Annotated in this window: 15 protein-coding genes; 7 read left to right on the top strand and 8 right to left on the bottom strand. The window is 69.9% G+C overall.

The annotated features are described in order from the left end of the window. The first annotated feature begins 78 nt into the window (after nucleotides 1-78). Nucleotides 79-306: a hypothetical protein gene (locus D9R12_RS10565; RefSeq protein WP_014159745.1), complete on the top strand. Its 228-nt coding sequence runs from the start codon at nucleotides 79-81 to the stop codon at nucleotides 304-306. Between the two features lie 133 nt (nucleotides 307-439). Here the strand turns inward: D9R12_RS10565 and sppA are convergent, their stop codons facing one another. The 4 genes from sppA to D9R12_RS10545 form a co-directional block, all read right to left on the bottom strand. After that, nucleotides 440-2347 (bottom strand): signal peptide peptidase SppA, encoded by a 1908-nt coding sequence (gene sppA, locus D9R12_RS10560; RefSeq protein WP_122230342.1) that lies wholly within the window; start codon nucleotides 2345-2347, stop codon nucleotides 440-442. A gap of 221 nt (nucleotides 2348-2568) precedes the next feature. Then, nucleotides 2569-3939, bottom strand: a complete 1371-nt coding sequence (locus D9R12_RS10555) for an MATE family efflux transporter (protein WP_122230340.1) — start codon at nucleotides 3937-3939, stop codon at nucleotides 2569-2571. Between the two features lie 205 nt (nucleotides 3940-4144). Beyond that, the gene (locus D9R12_RS10550) at nucleotides 4145-4762 is read right to left on the bottom strand and encodes a DUF3106 domain-containing protein (RefSeq protein WP_014159742.1); all 618 of its coding nucleotides are present in this window, start codon (nucleotides 4760-4762) and stop codon (nucleotides 4145-4147) included. Continuing rightward, nucleotides 4749-5795 carry a hypothetical protein gene (locus tag D9R12_RS10545; protein WP_147475076.1) on the bottom strand — a complete coding sequence of 349 codons (1047 nt, stop codon included), beginning with the start codon at nucleotides 5793-5795 and terminating at the stop codon, nucleotides 4749-4751. The genes D9R12_RS10550 and D9R12_RS10545 overlap by 14 nt, the downstream gene beginning before the upstream one ends. A 470-nt stretch (nucleotides 5796-6265) precedes the next feature. On the opposite strand from D9R12_RS10545, the gene D9R12_RS10540 reads away from it, so the two are divergent. Next, complete coding sequence (locus tag D9R12_RS10540) at nucleotides 6266-8446, top strand: primosomal protein N' (RefSeq protein WP_122230336.1); 2181 nt, start codon at nucleotides 6266-6268, stop codon at nucleotides 8444-8446. A 108-nt stretch (nucleotides 8447-8554) separates the two neighbouring features. On the opposite strand, the gene rpoH is transcribed toward D9R12_RS10540, so the two are convergent. Beyond that, on the bottom strand, nucleotides 8555-9406 hold the full coding sequence (gene rpoH, locus D9R12_RS10535) for an RNA polymerase sigma factor RpoH (protein WP_425476608.1): 852 nt from the start codon (nucleotides 9404-9406) through the stop codon (nucleotides 8555-8557). A gap of 454 nt (nucleotides 9407-9860) precedes the next feature. On the opposite strand from rpoH, the gene D9R12_RS10530 reads away from it, so the two are divergent. Next, nucleotides 9861-10328: an exonuclease/endonuclease/phosphatase family protein gene (locus tag D9R12_RS10530; protein ID WP_122230334.1), complete on the top strand. Its 468-nt coding sequence runs from the start codon at nucleotides 9861-9863 to the stop codon at nucleotides 10326-10328. Between the two features lie 104 nt (nucleotides 10329-10432). Further along, a complete protein-coding gene (locus tag D9R12_RS10525) occupies nucleotides 10433-12070 on the top strand; it encodes a sensor domain-containing diguanylate cyclase (RefSeq protein WP_170159226.1) in 1638 nt (545 codons plus the stop codon). A gap of 148 nt (nucleotides 12071-12218) precedes the next feature. Here D9R12_RS10525 and pip read toward each other — a convergent pair whose 3' ends face one another. Then, nucleotides 12219-13175, bottom strand: coding sequence for a prolyl aminopeptidase (gene pip, locus D9R12_RS10520; RefSeq protein ID WP_014159736.1), 957 nt, complete (start codon nucleotides 13173-13175; stop codon nucleotides 12219-12221). A gap of 182 nt (nucleotides 13176-13357) precedes the next feature. Beyond that, nucleotides 13358-13813 (bottom strand): PA2169 family four-helix-bundle protein, encoded by a 456-nt coding sequence (locus tag D9R12_RS10515; protein ID WP_122230330.1) that lies wholly within the window; start codon nucleotides 13811-13813, stop codon nucleotides 13358-13360. Nucleotides 13814-14157: 344 nt separating this feature from the next. Here D9R12_RS10515 and D9R12_RS10510 point away from each other — a divergent pair, with 344 nt between their 5' ends. Then, nucleotides 14158-15369, top strand: a complete 1212-nt coding sequence (locus tag D9R12_RS10510; RefSeq protein WP_014159734.1) for a sensor histidine kinase — start codon at nucleotides 14158-14160, stop codon at nucleotides 15367-15369. A 22-nt stretch (nucleotides 15370-15391) separates the two neighbouring features. Here D9R12_RS10510 and D9R12_RS10505 read toward each other — a convergent pair whose 3' ends face one another. Next, nucleotides 15392-16372 carry an NAD(P)H-quinone oxidoreductase gene (locus tag D9R12_RS10505; RefSeq protein ID WP_122230327.1) on the bottom strand — a complete coding sequence of 327 codons (981 nt, stop codon included), beginning with the start codon at nucleotides 16370-16372 and terminating at the stop codon, nucleotides 15392-15394. Between the two features lie 138 nt (nucleotides 16373-16510). On the opposite strand from D9R12_RS10505, the gene D9R12_RS10500 reads away from it, so the two are divergent. Together D9R12_RS10500 and D9R12_RS10495 are read left to right on the top strand one after the other, a co-directional pair. After that, nucleotides 16511-16984 carry a YehS family protein gene (locus D9R12_RS10500; RefSeq protein WP_014159732.1) on the top strand — a complete coding sequence of 158 codons (474 nt, stop codon included), beginning with the start codon at nucleotides 16511-16513 and terminating at the stop codon, nucleotides 16982-16984. A 51-nt stretch (nucleotides 16985-17035) separates the two neighbouring features. Continuing rightward, nucleotides 17036-17389, top strand: a complete 354-nt coding sequence (locus tag D9R12_RS10495) for a DUF3147 family protein (RefSeq protein WP_122230325.1) — start codon at nucleotides 17036-17038, stop codon at nucleotides 17387-17389. The last annotated feature ends 153 nt before the right edge of the window (nucleotides 17390-17542 follow it).

Genomic DNA, 17542 nt, shown 5'->3' with positions numbered 1-17542 from the left:
GGACCTTCGACGTTGGCAGGCTTGGGGATCTTGCATCGGGCGTAGGATAGCCACGCATCCCGCCCAGAGGCCGCCGTCATGCGCGTACCCGGCATCATCGTTCACGGCATTGCCCTGAGTACCTGCCTGTCGTTGGGCGCCTGCAGCCCGCCGCCGGCGCCGCAGCGCGACGAACCGCCGGTGCCGCAGGCCAGCGCCGCGGTCCAGGCCCTCCATGCGCCACTGGACAGGGCCAGGGCGGTCGAAGGCCAGGTCCAGGCTTCCAGGGAGGCGCAGGACCAGCAGATCGCGGCCGATACGCAGTAGCGGTTGCGCCGGGTTGCGAACGGGCTGGGCGGCGATCGCGCGGCCACGCGAACGGCACAAGCAAAAGAGCACCCCTCCCAACCCTCCCCTGCTGCGCAAGGGAGGGCTCGGTACGCCGAAACGACATCCAGGCTCAGAACCCGCAGAAGCAATACGCCAGCTCGGTCACCGGCTTGGCGCCCGGCTCGCGCGCCAGCGCGGCCTGCACGAACTGCAGCTGCTGGGCGGTCTGCGGCATGGCCCTGAGCAGGGCCACCTGGGCCAGCTCCGAGCGGCCCAGCAGGGCCTGGCCCATCGGGCTGCCGGCGGCGTTGGCCAGGAACTGTTCGAATGGCGAAAGCGCCTTCTCCAGGTAGCGCACCCGGTACTTGCCCGGCTCGCCCAACTTGGCCCGGGCGGCGGCGTCGGCGATGGCGTCCTTCAGCCCGCCCAGCTGGTCGACCAGGCCGCGTTCGAGCGCCTGCTGGCCCGACCACACCCGGCCGCGGGCGACTTGATCGATCTGCTCGACGCTCTTGTGGCGGGCGGCGGCGACCCGGCCGGTGAAGTCGGCATAGCCCTTGTTGATCACCGCCTGGATCACGCTGCCCAGCTCCGGGTCCAGCGGCTTGGTCGGGTTGAAGGCGCCGGCGATGCGGGTGGTGCCCACGCCATCGGTGTGCACGCCGATCTTGTCCAGTGCGCGGGCGAAGTTGGGGATCAGACCGAAGATGCCGATCGAGCCGCTGATGGTGGAGGCATCGGCGTAGATGCGATCGGCGTTCATGCTGATCCAGTAGCCGCCCGAAGCGGCCAGGTCACCCATCGACACCACCACCGGCTTGCCGGCCGCCTGCAGCGCGACCACCTCGCGGCGGATCTGCTCGGAGGCGAACACCTCGCCGCCGGGCGAATCCACGCGCAATACCACCGCCTTGACCTTCTCGTCCTGGCGCGCCTCGCGCAGCAGCGCCGAGGTGCTGATCCCACCGATCTTGCCGGCCGGCTGCTCACCGCCGGAGATCTCGCCGGCAGCCACCACCACGGCCACCTGGTTGCGCTCGTCCAGCGGCGAAGTGCGCGCACCCAGGTGGGCCAGGTAGGCATCGAAGTTGACGTGACGAAAGCCCAGGTGGTCCTCGTCGTCCTCATCGGCCACCCCGCGCTTGATCAGCTCCTGGTTCAGTTCCTGGGCCGTCTTCAGGCCATCGACCAGCTTCTGCTGCTGGGCCAGCCTGGCCAGGTCGCCACCGGCGGCGACCACGTCGGCCGGCAGGTTGTCGATGGCCGCCGCCAGGACCGAGGGCGACAGATTGCGGGCCTTGCCCACGTCGGCCAGGTAGCGGTTCCAGATGTCGTTCATCCAGTACAGGTCGGCCTGCTTGGACTCCGGCGAGGCCGCGTCCAGCACAAACGGCTCGGCGGCGGACTTGAATTCGCCCACGCGGAACAGGTGCACATCCACGCCCAGCTTGTCCTGCAGGCCTTCGCGGTAGTACTGGCGATAGCGGCCCAGGCCTTCGATCACCACGCTGCCCATCGGGTCCAGATAGACCTCATTGGCCTGCGCGGCGAGCAGGTACTGGCCCTGGCTCATGTTCTCGCCGAAGGCCACGATCTGCTTGCCCGAGGCGCGCAACCCGGCCAGCGCGCCGGCCACCTCGCGCAGCGAGGCGTAGCCGCTGGCCTGCAGCTTGTCGAAATTCACCAGCACCCGGTTGATCTTCTTGTCGTCCCTGGCCGCCTCGAGCACCCGCAGCAGGTCGCGCAGCTGCACTTCGCCGCCCTTCCCGCCAAACGCCTTGGCCAGCGCGCGGCTGGCCGGATCGGAGGAATACTGCTCCACCAGCGCCGCGTCGGGCGCGATCACCAGGGTGGTGTTGTCGCGCAGCGGCCGCGGGCCGGCGCTGCCCTTGGCCAGCGCGACGATCACCAACACCGCCACCAGGAACAGCAGGCCGAAGAACACCAGGTTGATGATCAGCCGGCGGGTGAAATTCATCACGTCCCACAGGCCGATGAAGAATCGGCTGACGGGACCGCGGCGGACGGGCTGGTTCATTGGCATGCGCGCTCAGTGCAGGAACTGGCCGCCAGCTTAGCCGCTGGATGGCGCCATCGGCATGCCCCACACGTCATGACACCTGCCGTGGGAGCCGCGTAGGGCGGGTCTTGACCCGCCACCGCGATACCGGTCGAACCACGAGCGGCGGGTCTTGACCCGCCACCGCGATACGGCCTCGATTGCGATTGGAGTGCGACCACGGCGGGTCAAGACCCGCCCTACCGGGCCGGCAACCCGGCCAGCCTGCGGCTGCTGTACCGCAGGCGCAGGCCCATCAGGATCGAGGCCACGGTCAGGCCGATGGTCAGGCCCACCCACATCCCGCGCGGGCCGTAGCCCAGCCCCAGGCCAAGCCCGGCACCCAGCGGCATGCCGATGCCCCAGTAGGAGATGGCTGCCAGCAGCATCGGCACGCGCGTGTCCCGCAGTCCGCGCAGGGCGCCGGCGGACATGACCTGGATGCCGTCGGGAAACTGGAAGATCGCCGCCAGCACCAGCAGGTGGCCGGCCAGCCCGGCCACGGCCATATCGTTGGTATAGATGGCCGCGATCTGGTTGTGGAACAGCGCCAGCACCAGCGCGCCCAGCCCCTGCGTGCACAGCACGATGGCATAGCCGGCACGCACCGCGCGCAGCACGCCGGCCCCATCGCGCCGGCCCAGCGCATGCCCCACCCGCACCGTGGTGGCCTCGGCCAGGCCCATGGGCACCATGAAGCAGATCGCCGAGAGGTTGATCGCGATCTGGTGCGCGGCGGCCGGCACCGCGCCCAGGCGCGCGATCAGCAGCGCGGTGGCGATGAACAACCCGCCTTCCAGCAGGACCGTCACCCCGATCGGCAGGCCGGTGCGCAGCAGTGGTGCGATCTGGCTCCAGCGCGGCGGCTCGAAACGCGCGAACAGCCCCAGCGCAGCGAACTTGCGCGCCCGCGCCAGGTAGGCCAGGAACAGCAGCATCTGCACCCACATCGTCACCGCCGAGGCGATCCCCAGCCCGCCCGCGCCCAGCGCCGGCAGGCCCCAGCGGCCGAAGGCCAGCCCATAGCCCAGCGGCGCCAGCAGCAACAGCCCGCCGAAGCCCAGCACCATGGTCGGCAGGGTCCAGTGCATGCCTTCGCTCAGGTTGCGCATGCACAGGAACATCGCCATCGCCGGCAGGCCCCAGCGGATGCCGAGCAGGAAATCGCGCGCACCCGGCACGATCTCCGGGGCGATGCCCATCGGGGCCAGTGCGTACGGCGCCGCGCTCAGGAATGCGAACATCGCCACGGCCAGCGCCGCCGCCAGCCACAGCGCCTGGCGGAACAGCGGGCCGATGCGCGCGTGCTCGCCGGCGCCGTCGTGATGGGACACCGACGCGGCCAGCGCCACCAGGGTGCCGATCGGGACCATCAACGGCAGCCACATCAGCGCCGTGCCGGTGGTGACCGCGGCCAGGGTGGCGGTGCCGTGGTGGCCGGCGATGATGTTGTCGACAAAGCCGACCAGGCCGGCCGAGACATGGCCGATGACCAGCGGCAGCGCCAGCCGGCCGGTGGTGCGCACTTCCTGCGCAAGGCCCGGCGCGGGCAAAAGGAGGGAGGAGGACATGGAAAACCGGAAGACATCTCGGCTGCGACCGCGCGCAGGATGGGCGCTGGCATCGGGCCGGAAAGGGCCGCCATGTTAGCGGGCAGCCGCTGTATCGATGTGTTTGGGGGCAGGCGAGGCGGGAAAGACCGGGACCCGGGTCCCGGCATCCGGAATGGGGCGGGGGTTCAGGCCGTTGCAGCCGGACCCATGCCCCTGTGGGCTTTCAGCGCGCCAGCTGTTCGCGCAGCCACTGCGCGCGCGAGGCGCTGGGGGTGGCGATCAATGCCTGGCGCAGGGCATCACGCGCCTGCGGCGGGGTGCGCTGGGCCAGCACCGCCAGCTCGGCACGCTGGGGCGCGCTCATCTGCCGCAGCACGGCCAGGATCGGCTCACGCTCGGCGTCGGGCATGAACGCCAGCAGCGGATAAAGCTTGCCGTAATCGGCGCCCAGGTCCGGGCCCAGCCGCCAGCCGGCCTGCTCGGCCGCATCGAGCTGCTGGAAGCGGGCCAGCATCGCCTGCTGCTGCGCCGGCGGCAGGGTGGCCAGGGTTGCGGCAGCCTGCTGCAGGCGAGTGCGGGTGGCCGCATCCAGGGCGATCCAGTCGGCGTACTCGGCCCGCTGCTGCGCCCGCTGCAGCGGCGGCAACCTGTCCCAGGCGACCATCCGCTGGGCGAAAGCCCTGCGGCCGGGCGCACCCAGCGCGGCCAGGCGGCCGGCCCGCTGCGCCTGCACCGCCTCGGTGATGCGATCGCCCGGTGTGGGCTGGGCCAGCAGGCTGGCGACCACGCTGGCCAGCAATGCCGGCGCCAGCAGGGCCAGGCGCCACCTACCGCGCGACATCACCGGTCTCCTGCGCGGCGGCGGTCATCGCCTGCGCGGCATCGCGCTGGCGCTGCTGCGGGGCGGCCGCGTACCAGGACAGAAATCCCGCGCGCCGGGCCAGGGCCAGCCCCTGCGGGTCCATCAGCAGGTCGAAATCCGGATGGGTCAGCACGCTCTGGGCCGCATCGAAGCGCTGTCCGGCCCGGTCGCCACCTGGCAGGGCTTCCACCTGCACCGGCGCATCGGCCTGCAGCGCCTGCGCCCCGAATTCGCCAACCTTCGCTGCCGTGGTGGCCGGCGCGGACAATCGCGCCTGCTGGCCGTGCCACCACCACGCGGCCAGCGCCGCCAGCGCGCCCAGCACCAGCAACGCGACCAGCGCCAGCTTCCACGGCAAGGCCCGCCGCGCGCGCGGCGCCGGCCTGGCCGCAGCCGGCGGCCCTGCGGCCGGTTGGTTCGGCACCGGCTGCGGCGCGGGTACGGCGAGGTCCGGTTCGGGCACCACGGCGCGACGCTCGGCGCCCAGCACCAGGGTTTCGCGCAGGCGCGACAGGTGCGCCAGGCGCTCGGGCGAGAGCGCGCGCAGATGCTGCTGGACCGCTTCGGCCAGGGCACGCCAGCCCTGCGGATCAGGCTGGCCTTGCGCATCGCGTGGGCAGGCCCGGGTGAGGGCGGCCCGGTAGCCGGCCTGGTCCAGATCCATGGCCGCGGCGGCCTCGTCCTCGTCCAGGCCGGCGGCCAGGCGCAGCAGCAGGGCCATGCGGTCGACATCGGACAGGTCGGCCAGCCAGTCCAGCTCCTGCGGCCAGCGCGCCTCGGGATGGGCCTGACGCAGCGGCGGGGCGGCGACCAGCAGCGACCAGAAGCCGCGCGGCCACTGCGCCATCGGCTGCTCGCTGGCGTACTGGCGGAAGGCGCGCAGCGCGGCTGCCAGGGCGATCTCGCCGGTTTCGCGGCGGCCGCACTGCAGCTCGGCCAGGATCACGCCGCGGCGCTCGACGCCCCGCAGGAAGGCGGACAATGCGGCCGGGACGTCGGCAGGAAGGTTCAAGGCGGGAATGGTCTGCTGAGGAGAAAAAGTATGGCCTGCATGATAGGCGCCGCAGTCCTGGTTGGCTTCGTCAAGGAAACTCTTGACATTGTCCAAACATTCAAATTTCCCGGGAATCCTGCGGGTTGGCTTCACAGACGGTTGTGCACAGCAATCACTTTGTGTTCACACGCCTCGGCCAGGCGGCGCATGACCGCCACGAGTCAGCCTGTTCCACGGCCAACCAATTGATCCATAAGACAATGTCGCCTTGGCGTTTTTTTCACCAATGTGACGTGGGCCCAGACGGCACCGGTTTTTTCGCGTGGAGCAGCCCGGCCATGCACAGGGTTATCCACAAGCGGTGTGGATAAGGGGATTTTCCCAATGGGGACCGGCATTTGCGTCGGTTTCGTTAACCTCTGGTCAGGTTCCTGCCGCAAACGCACATCGGCCTGTCCCGTGTGACCGGTGCCCTACACTTGCGCCCGATGTCTCCCACCTTGGTTCTCCGGGTCGCCGTGCCGGTTCCGTTGCGGCAGGCCTTCGACTATCTGCCGCCTGCCGGACATCCGGCGGGCGCCGAGGACGTGGGCCGGCGGGTCCGGGTGCCCTTCGGCAACCGCGAACTGGTCGGCGTGGTCGTCGCCGTGGCCGAACCGGACCCGGCCGCCAGCGAACTGCGCGCGGCACTGCAGATCCTGGATGAAGCCCCGCTGCTGGCCGGCGAACTGCGCCGCTCGCTGCAGTGGCTGGCCGGCTACACCCATGCTCCGCTGGGCGAAGTGCTGGCCACCGCCCTGCCCGGGTCACTGCGCCGTGGCCAACCATTGCCCGTGCGCGAAACCTGGCGCTGGCGCCTGACCGAAGCCGGCATGAGCGCACTGGATCGCCTGCGCGCCGGCAGCAAGCCGCGCCTGCTGGCCGACGCCCTGGGCCGCGATGGCCTGGCCGAATGGCAGCTGGACGACCTCCAGCCCGGCTGGCGCAGCGCCGCGCGCAGCCTGGCCCAGCGCGGGTTCGCCGAGCGCCAGGCCGAGCAGGCCGCACCCACGGTCCTGCCGATGCAGTCCGGCCCCCCGCTCAATCCCGAGCAGGCGGCCGCGGTCGCCGCGATTCCCGGCCACGGCTTCGCCCCGATCCTGCTGGAAGGGGTGACCGGCTCGGGCAAGACCGAGGTCTACCTGCAGGCCATCGCCGCCTGCCTGGCGCGTGGCCGCCAGGCGCTGGTGCTGGTGCCGGAGATCGGCCTGACCCCGCAGACCCTGGCCCGCTTCCGCGCGCGCCTGGGCGTGGAGGTGCATGCGCTGCATTCGGGCCTGGCCGACAACGAACGCGCGCTGACCTGGGCGGCGTGCCTGCGCGGTCAGGCGCGGGTGATCGTGGGCACGCGCTCGGCGGTGTTCGTGCCGCTGCCCGAGGCCGGCCTGATCGTGATCGACGAGGAGCACGACGGCAGCTACAAGCAGCTGGACGGGATCCGCTACCACGCCCGCGATTTCGCCCTGGTGCGCGGCAAGGCGCTGCAGGTGCCGGTGATTCTGGGGAGCGCCACGCCCTCGCTGGAGACGCTGCACAACGCCCGGGCCGGCCGTTACGCGCACCTGCGGCTGGCCGAACGCGCCGGCGAGGCCAAGGCACCGTCGGTGCGCGTGGTGGACGTGCGCAAGCGTGCGCTGGCCGCCGGCCTGGCCCCGGAGACGCTGGCGGTGATCGCCACCCAGCTGCAGGCCGGCGGTCAGGTGCTGGTGTTCAAGAACCGCCGTGGCTATGCGCCGGTGCTGCTGTGCCACGACTGTGGCTGGAGCGCGCACTGCAACCGCTGCGACGCGCCGATGACCGTACACGCGGCCGGGCGCCGCCTGCAGTGTCATCACTGTGGCCATCGCAGGCCTGCCCCGCCGGCCTGCCCGGACTGCGGCGGCCTGGCCCTGCAGCCGCAGGGCGTAGGCACCGAACGGCTCGAGGAACTGCTGGCCGACAGCTTCGCGCAGGTGCCGGTGCTGCGCATCGACCGCAGCACCACCCAGCGCAAGGACGCGCTTGAACGGCACTTCGCCACGCTCGGCGAAGGCCCCGGGATCCTGGTCGGCACCCAGATCCTGGCCAAGGGCCACGACCTGCCGCTGCTGACCCTGGTGGTGGTGGTGGGCGTGGACGAAGGCCTGTTCTCGGCCGATTTCCGCGCCGGCGAAAAGCTCGCGCAGCTGCTGATCCAGGTGGCCGGCCGCGCCGGCCGCGCCGCGCGGCCGGGTCAGGTGTGGCTGCAGACCCACCATCCCGGCCATCCGCTGCTGGAAACGCTGCTGTCCGGCGGCTATCGCGCCTTTGCCGATGCCGAACTGATCCAGCGCCAGGCGGCCGGCTTTCCGCCGTTCGCGCACCTGGCCATGATCCGCGCCGAAGCCAGGCAGCTCGAGCACGTGCAGGCGTTCCTGCGCGCCACGCGCGTGGCCCTGGCCAATGCCGCCCAGGACCTGGAACTGCACGGGCCGATGCCCGCGCCGATGCCGCGCCGGGCCGGCTTCCAGCGCATGCAGCTGCTGCTCTCGGCCATCCAGCGCCCGCGCCTGCATGCCGCCCTGCAAACCGCCCTGCCGGCCATCGAGGCATGGCCCGAGGCCCGCCGCGTGCGCTGGTCACTGGATGTGGATCCGATCGACCTGTACTGAGAGGCTGAGCGCACGCGGCGGCTGCGGCGTGCGTTGCCCGAACGAACCCCGTCACATAAAAAACCCCGCCGAGGCGGGGTCCTTGCAAGCAATGGCGCGCAATCCAGATCAGGCCGCGAACAGCGCCTTCATCTTCTTCAGCGCGTTGGCCTCGATCTGGCGGATGCGTTCGGCCGACACGCCGTATTCGTCGGCCAGCTCCTGCAGGGTGATCTTGTTGTCCGGATCCAGCCAGCGACGGCTCACGATGTCGCGCGAACGCTTGTCCAAGCTGGCAAGCCCTTCTCGCAGCAGGTCCAGTTGATTGTCCTCGCTGTCGGTGCGCTCGTAGGCCTGGGAAGGGTCTTCCTCATGGGCCGACAGATAGTTGGCCGGCGACGGCGGGGCGTGGTCGTCGTCCTCATCGGACGGGGCATCAAAGCCGATGTCGCGGCCGGACAGGCGCGACTCCATCTCGACCACCTCGCGCTCGGACACGTTCAGGTCCTTGGCCACGGCGCTGACTTCGGCCGCATTCATCCAGCCCAGACGGGTCTTGGACTTGCGCAGGTTGAAGAACAGCTTGCGCTGGGCCTTGGTGGTGGCGACCTTGACGATGCGCCAGTTCTTGAGGATGAACTCGTGCATTTCGGCACGGATCCAGTGCACGGCAAAGCTGACCAGGCGCACGCCCATGTCCGGGTCGAAGCGCTTGACCGCCTTCATCAGGCCGATGTTGCCTTCCTGGATCAGGTCGCCCAGCTGCAGGCCGTAGCCGCTGTAGCCGCGGGCCACATGCACCACGAAGCGCAGGTGCGAGTGGACCAGTTCGCGGGCAGCGTCCAGGTCGTTGTCGTCGCGGAAACGGTGCGCCAGCTCCTGCTCCTCATCGACGGTGAGCACCGGGATCTGGTGCACGGCGCCGATATAGGCGTCCAGCGAGCCGAGCGGGCTGGGAATCGGGAGGTTGTTGGCCACCATGGGGGCGGCGGCGGAGATCTGGGTCATGGCAGCAATATTAGCAATGTGGGGGGTTTGACTGCTAAGGCCTGGGATGGTTCCCTGCGTTCTGCCAGGAGAACAACCCTCAGGAACCTGTTTTATTGCATTCATCTTTGGAAACACCCGCCAAAACTGCACTGCATTTCCCTTCGAATGCCCTGACTGAAAATCCGGGTGCATTCGCTCGCTGCTTGGGCAAGGCTCGCATGCAGGCTGTCAACATGGCGTCGTTTCCTGGTCTTCCCCGGCCTTGGCGCCGACGGAGATTCGATGCGGCGCCGAGCGCGCATCGCATCCCTAAGATGTGACCGGATGTACATATTTGACCGCGGAACGCCCAGGTGGTTCCGTTCATCTGCGACTTTCGCCGCGTTTCGGAGCGGCACGGTTTGGCGGACCATGGGTCCCGCCTGAACGGTCCCCCGGATTGCCCATGTTCCTGTCCCGCCTGTGGCCTGGCGTGTTCGCATCGCGCGCACGCCGCCGACGCATCCGCCTGCTGCTGTTGATCCTGATGACGATGCCGGCCAGCTTCGCGCTTGCCCAGGCGATGCCGCTGAAGGTCATGAGCTTCAACGTGCGCACGCCTGGAGACAGCAACGACAACCGCTGGGACAACCGCCGCGACCTGATGGCGCGGGTGATCCGCACCGAAGCCGACCCGGCCCGTGCCGTGCTGGCCGCGGTGCTGACCGATGCTTGGCTGGCCGGTGGGCCACGCAGCGGCCCGGAAAAGACCTTCCACGACTTCACCGGCACCCCGGAACGGATCCTCTTTCGTGGGCTGACGCTGCGCTCGGTCCGCACCGTGGAGACCCATGCCGGGCCGCGCTATCCGTCCGACCATTTCCCGGTGGTGGCCGTGTTCGACCTGCCGGCCAGCCACACCTGCACGCACTGACGATCGGCGGACCGGCCCCTGCTCCAGTTCCAGGCCCGGCGGCCGATACCATGGGCGAGGACCGTGCATTGCGCGCGGCCGTTTCGACGCCGCCCATACGGTCCATGACGTTCGCCCCGGTCCAGCCGGTCTTTCGATGGTGGTGCCTGTGGCTGTTCCTGCTGGGACTGACCGCCTGCACGCGCACGTCCGCGCCGGAAGCCTACGTGGTCACCGGCCTGCCCGCCACGCGTGGGGAAGCCCAGCCGCCCTGCCTGCATGCGCAGCTACCGGGGCGTCAACGGGTACTGCTGTCGCCGCCGGCCGGCGGCTGGTCGGGAGCGCCGCAGGCAGTGGTGGTGATGAACGCGTTCCGCGGCGAGGTGAAGATCCGCCACGGGGCGCGCGAGCGCTGCGGTGTGTTGCAGGACGCGCGTACGCTGGATTCGCGGTTCCTGTCCGGGATGGGCACGGTGCTGGTGCCGGACAAGGGCAACCAGCGCCCGATCGAGGTGGAGTTCGAACCCAGCCCGATGCCGTTGTGGCGGCCGCTGGTGCGACTGGGCGAGCCGGCCTCGGTGCAGCGCCAGGACACCCTGCGCTTCGCGCTGCGGGTCGCCTCGGTGGCGGTCATGCTGGCGCTGGTGGTGTCGGCGCTGCTGACCTTCATGAGCACGCGCGAGCGGGCTTTTCTGTCCTACGCCCTGGGCGCGTCGCTGTTCGCGCTGTGGATGGCCTTGCTGTCCGGGCTGTGGGCGTATCCGCGGCCGTGGTTTGCCCTGGGCGAGCTGTCGCTGCGACTGGTGGGCGCGCTGCCGGCCGTGTTGAGCGCCCTGACCGTGCGCATGCTCGCCTACCACGCCGCGCCGCGTGCGCTGGCCGGACGGGTGCGGCGCGGCGCGGACTGGCTGGCGCTGTGCGGCCTCGGGCTGGCCGCGATGATCGTGCTGGTGCCCGAGCACTGGCTGGCGGTGGCCTCGCTGGGCAGCGAGCTTGGCTTTTACCTGCTGTGCCTGGCGATGGCCGGGATGGCGCTGGTGACGATGTGGCGTGGCGAACCGGGCGGGGCGACCGCGTTGACCTGCGTGGCGCCGTTTCTGGGCGTGGGCCTGATGGAAGTGGCCATGCCCGAGCGCCTGGCGTCGTGGAAGGTCGAAGCCATGCTGCTGTCCGGCTGCTGGCTGGCGCTGACCGCCAGCATGGCCCTGACCCTGCGCCTGGGCAGCCTGCGCCGCCAGCGCGACGAGATGCGCGTGCTGGCCCAGACCGATGCCCTGACTGGGCTGCCCAATCGCCGCGCCGCGCTGGAGCAGCTGTCCGCGATCAGCGTCAGCGCGCGCCGCAGCGGCCAACCGGCGGCGGTGGGCTTCCTGGACATCGACCACTTCAAGGACATCAATGACGTGCATGGGCACGAAGTGGGCGACCAGGTGCTGCGCGCCTTCGCCCGCATCCTGCGCAGCACCTTCCGCGGTGCCGACTACGTGGCGCGCATGGGTGGCGAGGAGTTCCTGGTGGTGCTGCCGGGGGCCAGCCCGGAACAGGCCAAGGCCCGGATCGAATCGCTGTCCCCACTGCTGGCCACGATCGGCCACACGCTGCGGCTTCCCGAACTGCGCGTGACCCTGAGCGCCGGGGTCACCGGAGTGGAAGCCGACGACGTGGAAATCGGCCCACTGCTGCAGCGGGCCGATGCGGCGATGTATGCGGCCAAGCGCGCCGGCCGCGAGCGGGTGGTGCTGTCCGGCCAGCCGCAGGGTTGAAGCCACGCCTGCTGGGCAGATGGTGATGCAGGGGCAGCTGGTGCCAGCGGGCCATCCCTTGGCGCGGTGGCCGGTTTCGCGCATCGACCCCATGCCCAGCAAGCGGCGTCGGTGACAGGCCGATACCCCGGCAGTTCGACGCGCCAGTTCACGCCTGCAGCGTGGCGGCCAGCGCGTCAGTCGCCCGCACCAGCGCATCGGTGATGGCCGGGTCGAAGGCGCTGTGCCCGGCCAGGACCATCTCCAGCTTCGCCTCGGGCCAGGCCTGGCTCAGCTCACAGGCGGCCTTGGCCGGGCACAGCATGTCATACCGCCCCTGCACGATGGTGCCGGGCAGGTGGCCGATGCGGCCGATGTCGCGCAGCAGCTGGTCTGGCTGCAGGAAGCAGCCATGGCGGAAGTAGTGCGCTTCGATCCTGGCCACCGCCAGCGCCGCCTGGGCGTCGTCTTCCGGCGGCGGCGGCGCACTGTCGTGGACCAGCGTGGACGAGCCGTCCTCCCATTCATTCCACGCATCGGCCGCGGCCTGGCGCACCTGCGCGTCGTCGCTGTCCAGGCGGCGCCAGTAGGCCTCGATCATGTGCCCGCGCTCGGCCGGCGGGATGTGCGCCTGGTAGCGCGCCCAGCCTTCGGGGAAGACCATGCGCGCGCCGCCATCGGCTTCGTGGCTCCAGTGCAGCTCCTCGGGCCGGCCCAGGAAGATGCCGCGCAGCACCAGCCCGGTCACCCGATCCGGATGAGCCTGGGCATAGGCCAGGGCCAGGGTCGAACCCCACGAGCCGCCGAACACCGCCCAGCGCGCGATCCCCAGCTGCGTCCGGATCGCCTCGATGTCGGCCACCAGGTGCGCGGTGGTGTTGTTGTGCACTTCACCCAGCGGAGTGGAACGGCCGCAGCCGCGCTGGTCGAACAGCACCACGCGCCAGCGCTGCGGATCGAAGAAGCGGCGATGCTCGGGCACCACGCCGCCGCCCGGCCCGCCATGCAGGAACACCACCGCAATGCCGTCGGGATTGCCGCACTGCTGGAGCTGCAGCGTGTGCAAGTCGTCGACGGCCAGCCGCTGTTCGGCATAGGGAGCGATCGGCGGATACAGCGTGCGCATGGGGACCTGTGTGGACACGACAGAGGTCCAAGGTGGCCGATGCACGTCGTGGTCGGCAACCCCCAAGGGCATCACGCCGCGCAGCGGTTGAATCCCAGGCGACAAAAACCCGACCGATTGGCACCGGCCGGGTCTGGGTTTGGCTGTTTTCCTGCGCTGCCTGGCGCATCGGACGCGCCTGCTTACGCGGCGTTCTTCATCGCGTGCTTGCGCTCGCGCATGACGTTGTGGCACTCGCGCACCTCTGGCAGCAGGCGTGTCACCGCCTCGCGCGCCGTTGCCGGCACGTCGTTGTCCGAGGCGGCCTCGGTGAAGGCTTTCAGCAGGCGATCTTCCGATTCCTCCAGTTCAGCCACGTAGCCGTACTGCTTGTCGCCGAGCGCGGCACGAACCTTGCCGTAGAACTCCTGCATGGTGCCGACGACCGTGCCATGGGTGGCCGGCTCGCCACCGGCGGAGGTGACCACGGCACTGAGATCGCGCGCGATGTTCTGCTTGACCCCGGCGATGCGAGTGAACAGCGCACTGAGTTCGACGTTGTCGACCTTCCTGGCCGCTTCGGTATAGAAGTGCTCGCCATCGCGGGCGCTGGCAATCAGGTCGTTGAGGCTGTGGGTCGTCCTGGTCTGGGTATTCATGTGTAACTCCTTGTTGATAGGCCCTGGTGTGGCGGTGCCTTGAAGAGACGGCCGCAACTGGGCGGAATGGAGGCTGCAAATCGCAGCGTTGTTGGAACACGGTGCACGCCGGTTCGTCAGCCTTCCGTGAGTGCTGCGGCGATTTTCCTCACCTGCTCCGCGCATGCATGAACCTGCATTCATCGTTGTTGCCACAGCACCCGCGATGACGATGTCGACCCGTCAAGACACGAAAACCATGCTGCTCCCACGCGCGGGCACTGCCCGCTTGGCCTTCGCCAAATCTCACCCTGCGCGCACGCAGGCTGTGGGACCGTGCGCGCATCTCCTGCCGTCCAGCCACCATGTCCCAATCCGCTGCTCCCGCCCTGCCCGCGGCGCTGGAAGATCGACGGATCCTCGCCCTGCATGACTACGACGTGCTGGATACGCCGCCGGAGTCGGTGTTCGACGACATCACCCGCATCGCCGCGACTGTGTGCGAAACGCCGATGGCCCTGATCAGCCTGGTGGAAACCCAGCGCCAGTGGTTCAAGGCCGCGCACGGGGTGGCCGTGCGCGAGACGGCGATCGAGGAATCGATCTGCGCCCACGCCATCCTGCAGGAGGAGTTACTGGTGGTGCGCGACACCCACAACGACAGCCGCTTCGCCCAGGGCCCGCTGGTCACAGGTCCACCACATATCCGCTTCTACGCCGGGGCGTTGCTCAAGACGCCCGAAGGCCTGCCGATCGGCGCGGTGTGCGTGCTCGATACGGTCAGCCGAGACTTGAACCAGGCCCAGGGCCAGAGCCTGCTGGCGCTGGCGCGGCAGGTGATGGCGCAGCTGGAACTGCGCCGGATGCTGGCCCGCAGCGAACGGGTCAGCCAGTACCGGGCCAGCCTGCTGGCCTCGGCCGGGCACGACTTCCGCACGCCGATGACCACCGCGATGCTCGCCTTCGACCTGGCCCGCCATGCGGGGCCGGAAAAGCTGGACCGGGTCGTGCGCATGGGCCAGGAAGCCCTGCAGAACGTGGACAATGGCCTGACCCGCATGCTCTCGGTGGCCAGCGGCGAGCGCACCTTCGAACCCGAAGCGCTGGTGCCGACCGACCTGAACACCGTGCTGGCCCACGTCGCCACAACCCATGCCACCGCCGCGCGCCGGCGCAGCATCCGCCTGCGCGTGGCCCGCACCAGTTGCACCGCGATCAGCAACGCGCGCCAGCTGGAAACCCTGATCGGCAACCTGGTCGCCAACGCGGTCAAGTACACCGCCAGGGGTGGCGCGGTGCTGGTGGGCTGCCGCAGGCGCGACGCGCATGTGGACATCGAAGTGATCGACAACGGACCGGGCATCGCCAAGGACCAGGTGGACACCATGTTCAGTGCATTCCGCCAGGGCGAGCACAGCAGCGACGGTCTGGGCCTGGGCTTGTGGATCGTGCAGAAGACCGCCGCCAGCCTGGGCATCACCCTCAGCGTGCGTTCGATCAAGGGCGCCGGCACACGCTTCGTGCTGCGCATGCCCGCCACGCCGGGCACGCGCGCGCCGGCACCAGCACCGGCCTGAGCCACGCTCCCCGGGCGCGCGCTCAAGCTACCTCGAGCACCACCTTGCCCAGGTGATGGCCGGCTTCCAGGTAAGCGTGGGCCTGCCCGGCCTGCTCCAGCGGGAAACGACGGTCGACCACCGCGCGCACCTGGCCGGTGGCAATCCATGGCCATACCCGTTGCTCGACCTGCGCGGCCAGGCGCGCCTTTTCATCGGCCGAGCGCGTGCGCAGGGTGGATCCGGTCAGCACCGCCTGGCGGCGCATGATGTCGAAAACCGGCACTTCCAGCATGCCGCCGCCCAGCGCGGCGATGTAGACGATGCGCCCGCGCAGGTTGAGCACCGAGAGCGTGTCGGCAAACACGCTGGCGCCGACCATGTCCAGTGCCACGTCCACGCCACCGGCGGCCCTGGCCGCCTCGACGAAGGACTCGCAGGAGGTGTCCACCGCCACGTCGGCGCCCAGCGACCTGGCCTGCGCCGCCTTGTCCGCCGCGCGCGCGGTGGCCAGCACCTGCGCGCCGGCGGCCTTGGCCATCTGGATCGCCATCACCCCGATACCGGAGGTGGCGCCGTGCAGCAGCAGGCGTTCGCCGGCCTTGAGCTGGCCGTGTTCGAACAGGTTGGCAAACACGGTGAACGCAGTCTCCGGCAAGGCCGCAGCCTGGATGAAGTCCCATCCATCGGGAACCGGCAGCACATGGCGCGCATCGACTGCCACGTACTGCGCATAGCCGCCACCGCCGAGCAGCGCGCAGACCCGGTCGCCGGGCTGCCAGCGCCCGCCACCCTGCACGATCTCGCCGGCCACCTCCAGGCCCAGCGTGTCCGGCGCGCCGGGCGGCGGCGGATACAGGCCCTGGCGCTGCAGCAGGTCCGGGCGGTTGACCCCGGCAGCACGCACCCGGATCAGCACCTGCCCAGCGGCCGGCACCGGGCGCGGCACCTGCACCGGATGCAGCGCATCGGCCGCGCCCTTGTCGCCGCCGATGGCGATCGCGGTCATCGTCTGCTGGTCCATGCGGCACGCTCCTGCATACAAAAGGAAGAGCGTCATGTTAGGCGCGGCCGGGTGAAAACAAGCACGTGGGTCACCGTGGCAAGGCGGGCTAAACTGTGCGATTGCGGCCTTGCCGCCGCCTCGTGCCGATGAAGCCCCATGATCACCAACGACGTCCTGCGCAGCATCCGCTACATGCTGGACCTGAGCGAACCGAAGATCATCGAGATCGCGCAGCTGGCCGACCCTGGCTTCAGCATCGACCGGGCCCAGGTGCAGGCGGCGCTGAAGAAGGAGGATGAAGACGGGTTCGCGCCGTGCCCGGACGCGCTGCTGGCGCACCTGCTGGACGGCCTGATCGTGCAGTACCGCGGCCGCGATGAATCCGTGCCGCCGCGCCCGGTGGAAACGCGGGTGACCAACAACGTGGTGCTCAAGAAGCTGCGCGTGGCCTTCGAGCTGAAGGATGTGGACATGCATGCGATCTTCGACGCGGCCGGCTTCCCGGTCTCCAAGCCGGAGCTGTCGGCGCTGTTCCGCCAGCCCGAGCACAAGAACTATCGCCCCTGCGGCGACCAGCTGCTGCGCAATTTCCTCAAGGGGCTGACCCTGCGGCTGCGCCCCAACGCCTGATCGCCCCGCTGTCTGGCCGCTAGACTGGCGCCTCCCCACGCAGGCACCGCCATGACCTGGATCATCACCAAATACGCCCTCACCGCGCTGGTCGTGGTGGTGGTCTCCGAAGCGGCCAAGCGCAGCGACCGGCTCGGCGGCCTGCTGGCCGCGCTGCCCCTGGTGACGGTGCTCACGCTGGTGTGGCTGTACCTGGAGCGCCAACCGCCGGCGAAAATTGCCAACCACGCCTGGTACACCTTCTGGTACGTGGTGCCGACGCTGCCGATGTTCGTGGTGTTGCCGTGGCTGCTGCCGCGGCTGGGCTTCTGGTGGACGCTGGGCACCAGCGCGGCGCTGACGGTGCTGTGCTTCTGGCTGTTCGCGCTGGCGGTGCGACCGTTCGGGATCCAGCTGCTGCCCTGAAAGCGTGCGCGGCCCGGCAGCCGCCATGGACACGCGGTGGCCGCCGGACGCCCCGCTGCATCGCCCCCCGGCACGCCTGATCGTCCGCCCACGCCCTACGGCGAAGGCGAGATGCAGGCCGAGTCGGCCGTTGCCGCCTTCGCGCTGGCCCGG

The sequence above is a fragment of the Pseudoxanthomonas spadix genome, from assembly GCF_003703395.1.
Taxonomy (GTDB): domain Bacteria; phylum Pseudomonadota; class Gammaproteobacteria; order Xanthomonadales; family Xanthomonadaceae; genus Pseudoxanthomonas_A; species Pseudoxanthomonas_A spadix.
This window is presented reverse-complemented; position numbering and strand designations above follow the sequence as displayed.

Coding starts and splice junctions, on each gene's coding strand:
- D9R12_RS10505 (WP_122230327.1), bottom strand. CDS start 16,372: ATGGACCAGCAGACGATGACCGCGATCGCCATCGGCGGCGACAAGGGC.
- D9R12_RS10565 (WP_014159745.1), top strand. CDS start 79: ATGCGCGTACCCGGCATCATCGTTCACGGCATTGCCCTGAGTACCTGC.
- D9R12_RS10555 (WP_122230340.1), bottom strand. CDS start 3,939: ATGTCCTCCTCCCTCCTTTTGCCCGCGCCGGGCCTTGCGCAGGAAGTG.
- D9R12_RS10525 (WP_170159226.1), top strand. CDS start 10,433: ATGACGTTCGCCCCGGTCCAGCCGGTCTTTCGATGGTGGTGCCTGTGG.
- D9R12_RS10530 (WP_122230334.1), top strand. CDS start 9,861: ATGTTCCTGTCCCGCCTGTGGCCTGGCGTGTTCGCATCGCGCGCACGC.
- D9R12_RS10550 (WP_014159742.1), bottom strand. CDS start 4,762: ATGTCGCGCGGTAGGTGGCGCCTGGCCCTGCTGGCGCCGGCATTGCTG.
- D9R12_RS10515 (WP_122230330.1), bottom strand. CDS start 13,813: ATGAATACCCAGACCAGGACGACCCACAGCCTCAACGACCTGATTGCC.
- sppA (WP_122230342.1), bottom strand. CDS start 2,347: ATGAACCAGCCCGTCCGCCGCGGTCCCGTCAGCCGATTCTTCATCGGC.
- rpoH (WP_425476608.1), bottom strand. CDS start 9,406: ATGGTGGCCAACAACCTCCCGATTCCCAGCCCGCTCGGCTCGCTGGAC.
- D9R12_RS10495 (WP_122230325.1), top strand. CDS start 17,036: ATGACCTGGATCATCACCAAATACGCCCTCACCGCGCTGGTCGTGGTG.
- D9R12_RS10500 (WP_014159732.1), top strand. CDS start 16,511: ATGATCACCAACGACGTCCTGCGCAGCATCCGCTACATGCTGGACCTG.
- D9R12_RS10540 (WP_122230336.1), top strand. CDS start 6,266: ATGTCTCCCACCTTGGTTCTCCGGGTCGCCGTGCCGGTTCCGTTGCGG.
- D9R12_RS10510 (WP_014159734.1), top strand. CDS start 14,158: ATGTCCCAATCCGCTGCTCCCGCCCTGCCCGCGGCGCTGGAAGATCGA.
- pip (WP_014159736.1), bottom strand. CDS start 13,175: ATGCGCACGCTGTATCCGCCGATCGCTCCCTATGCCGAACAGCGGCTG.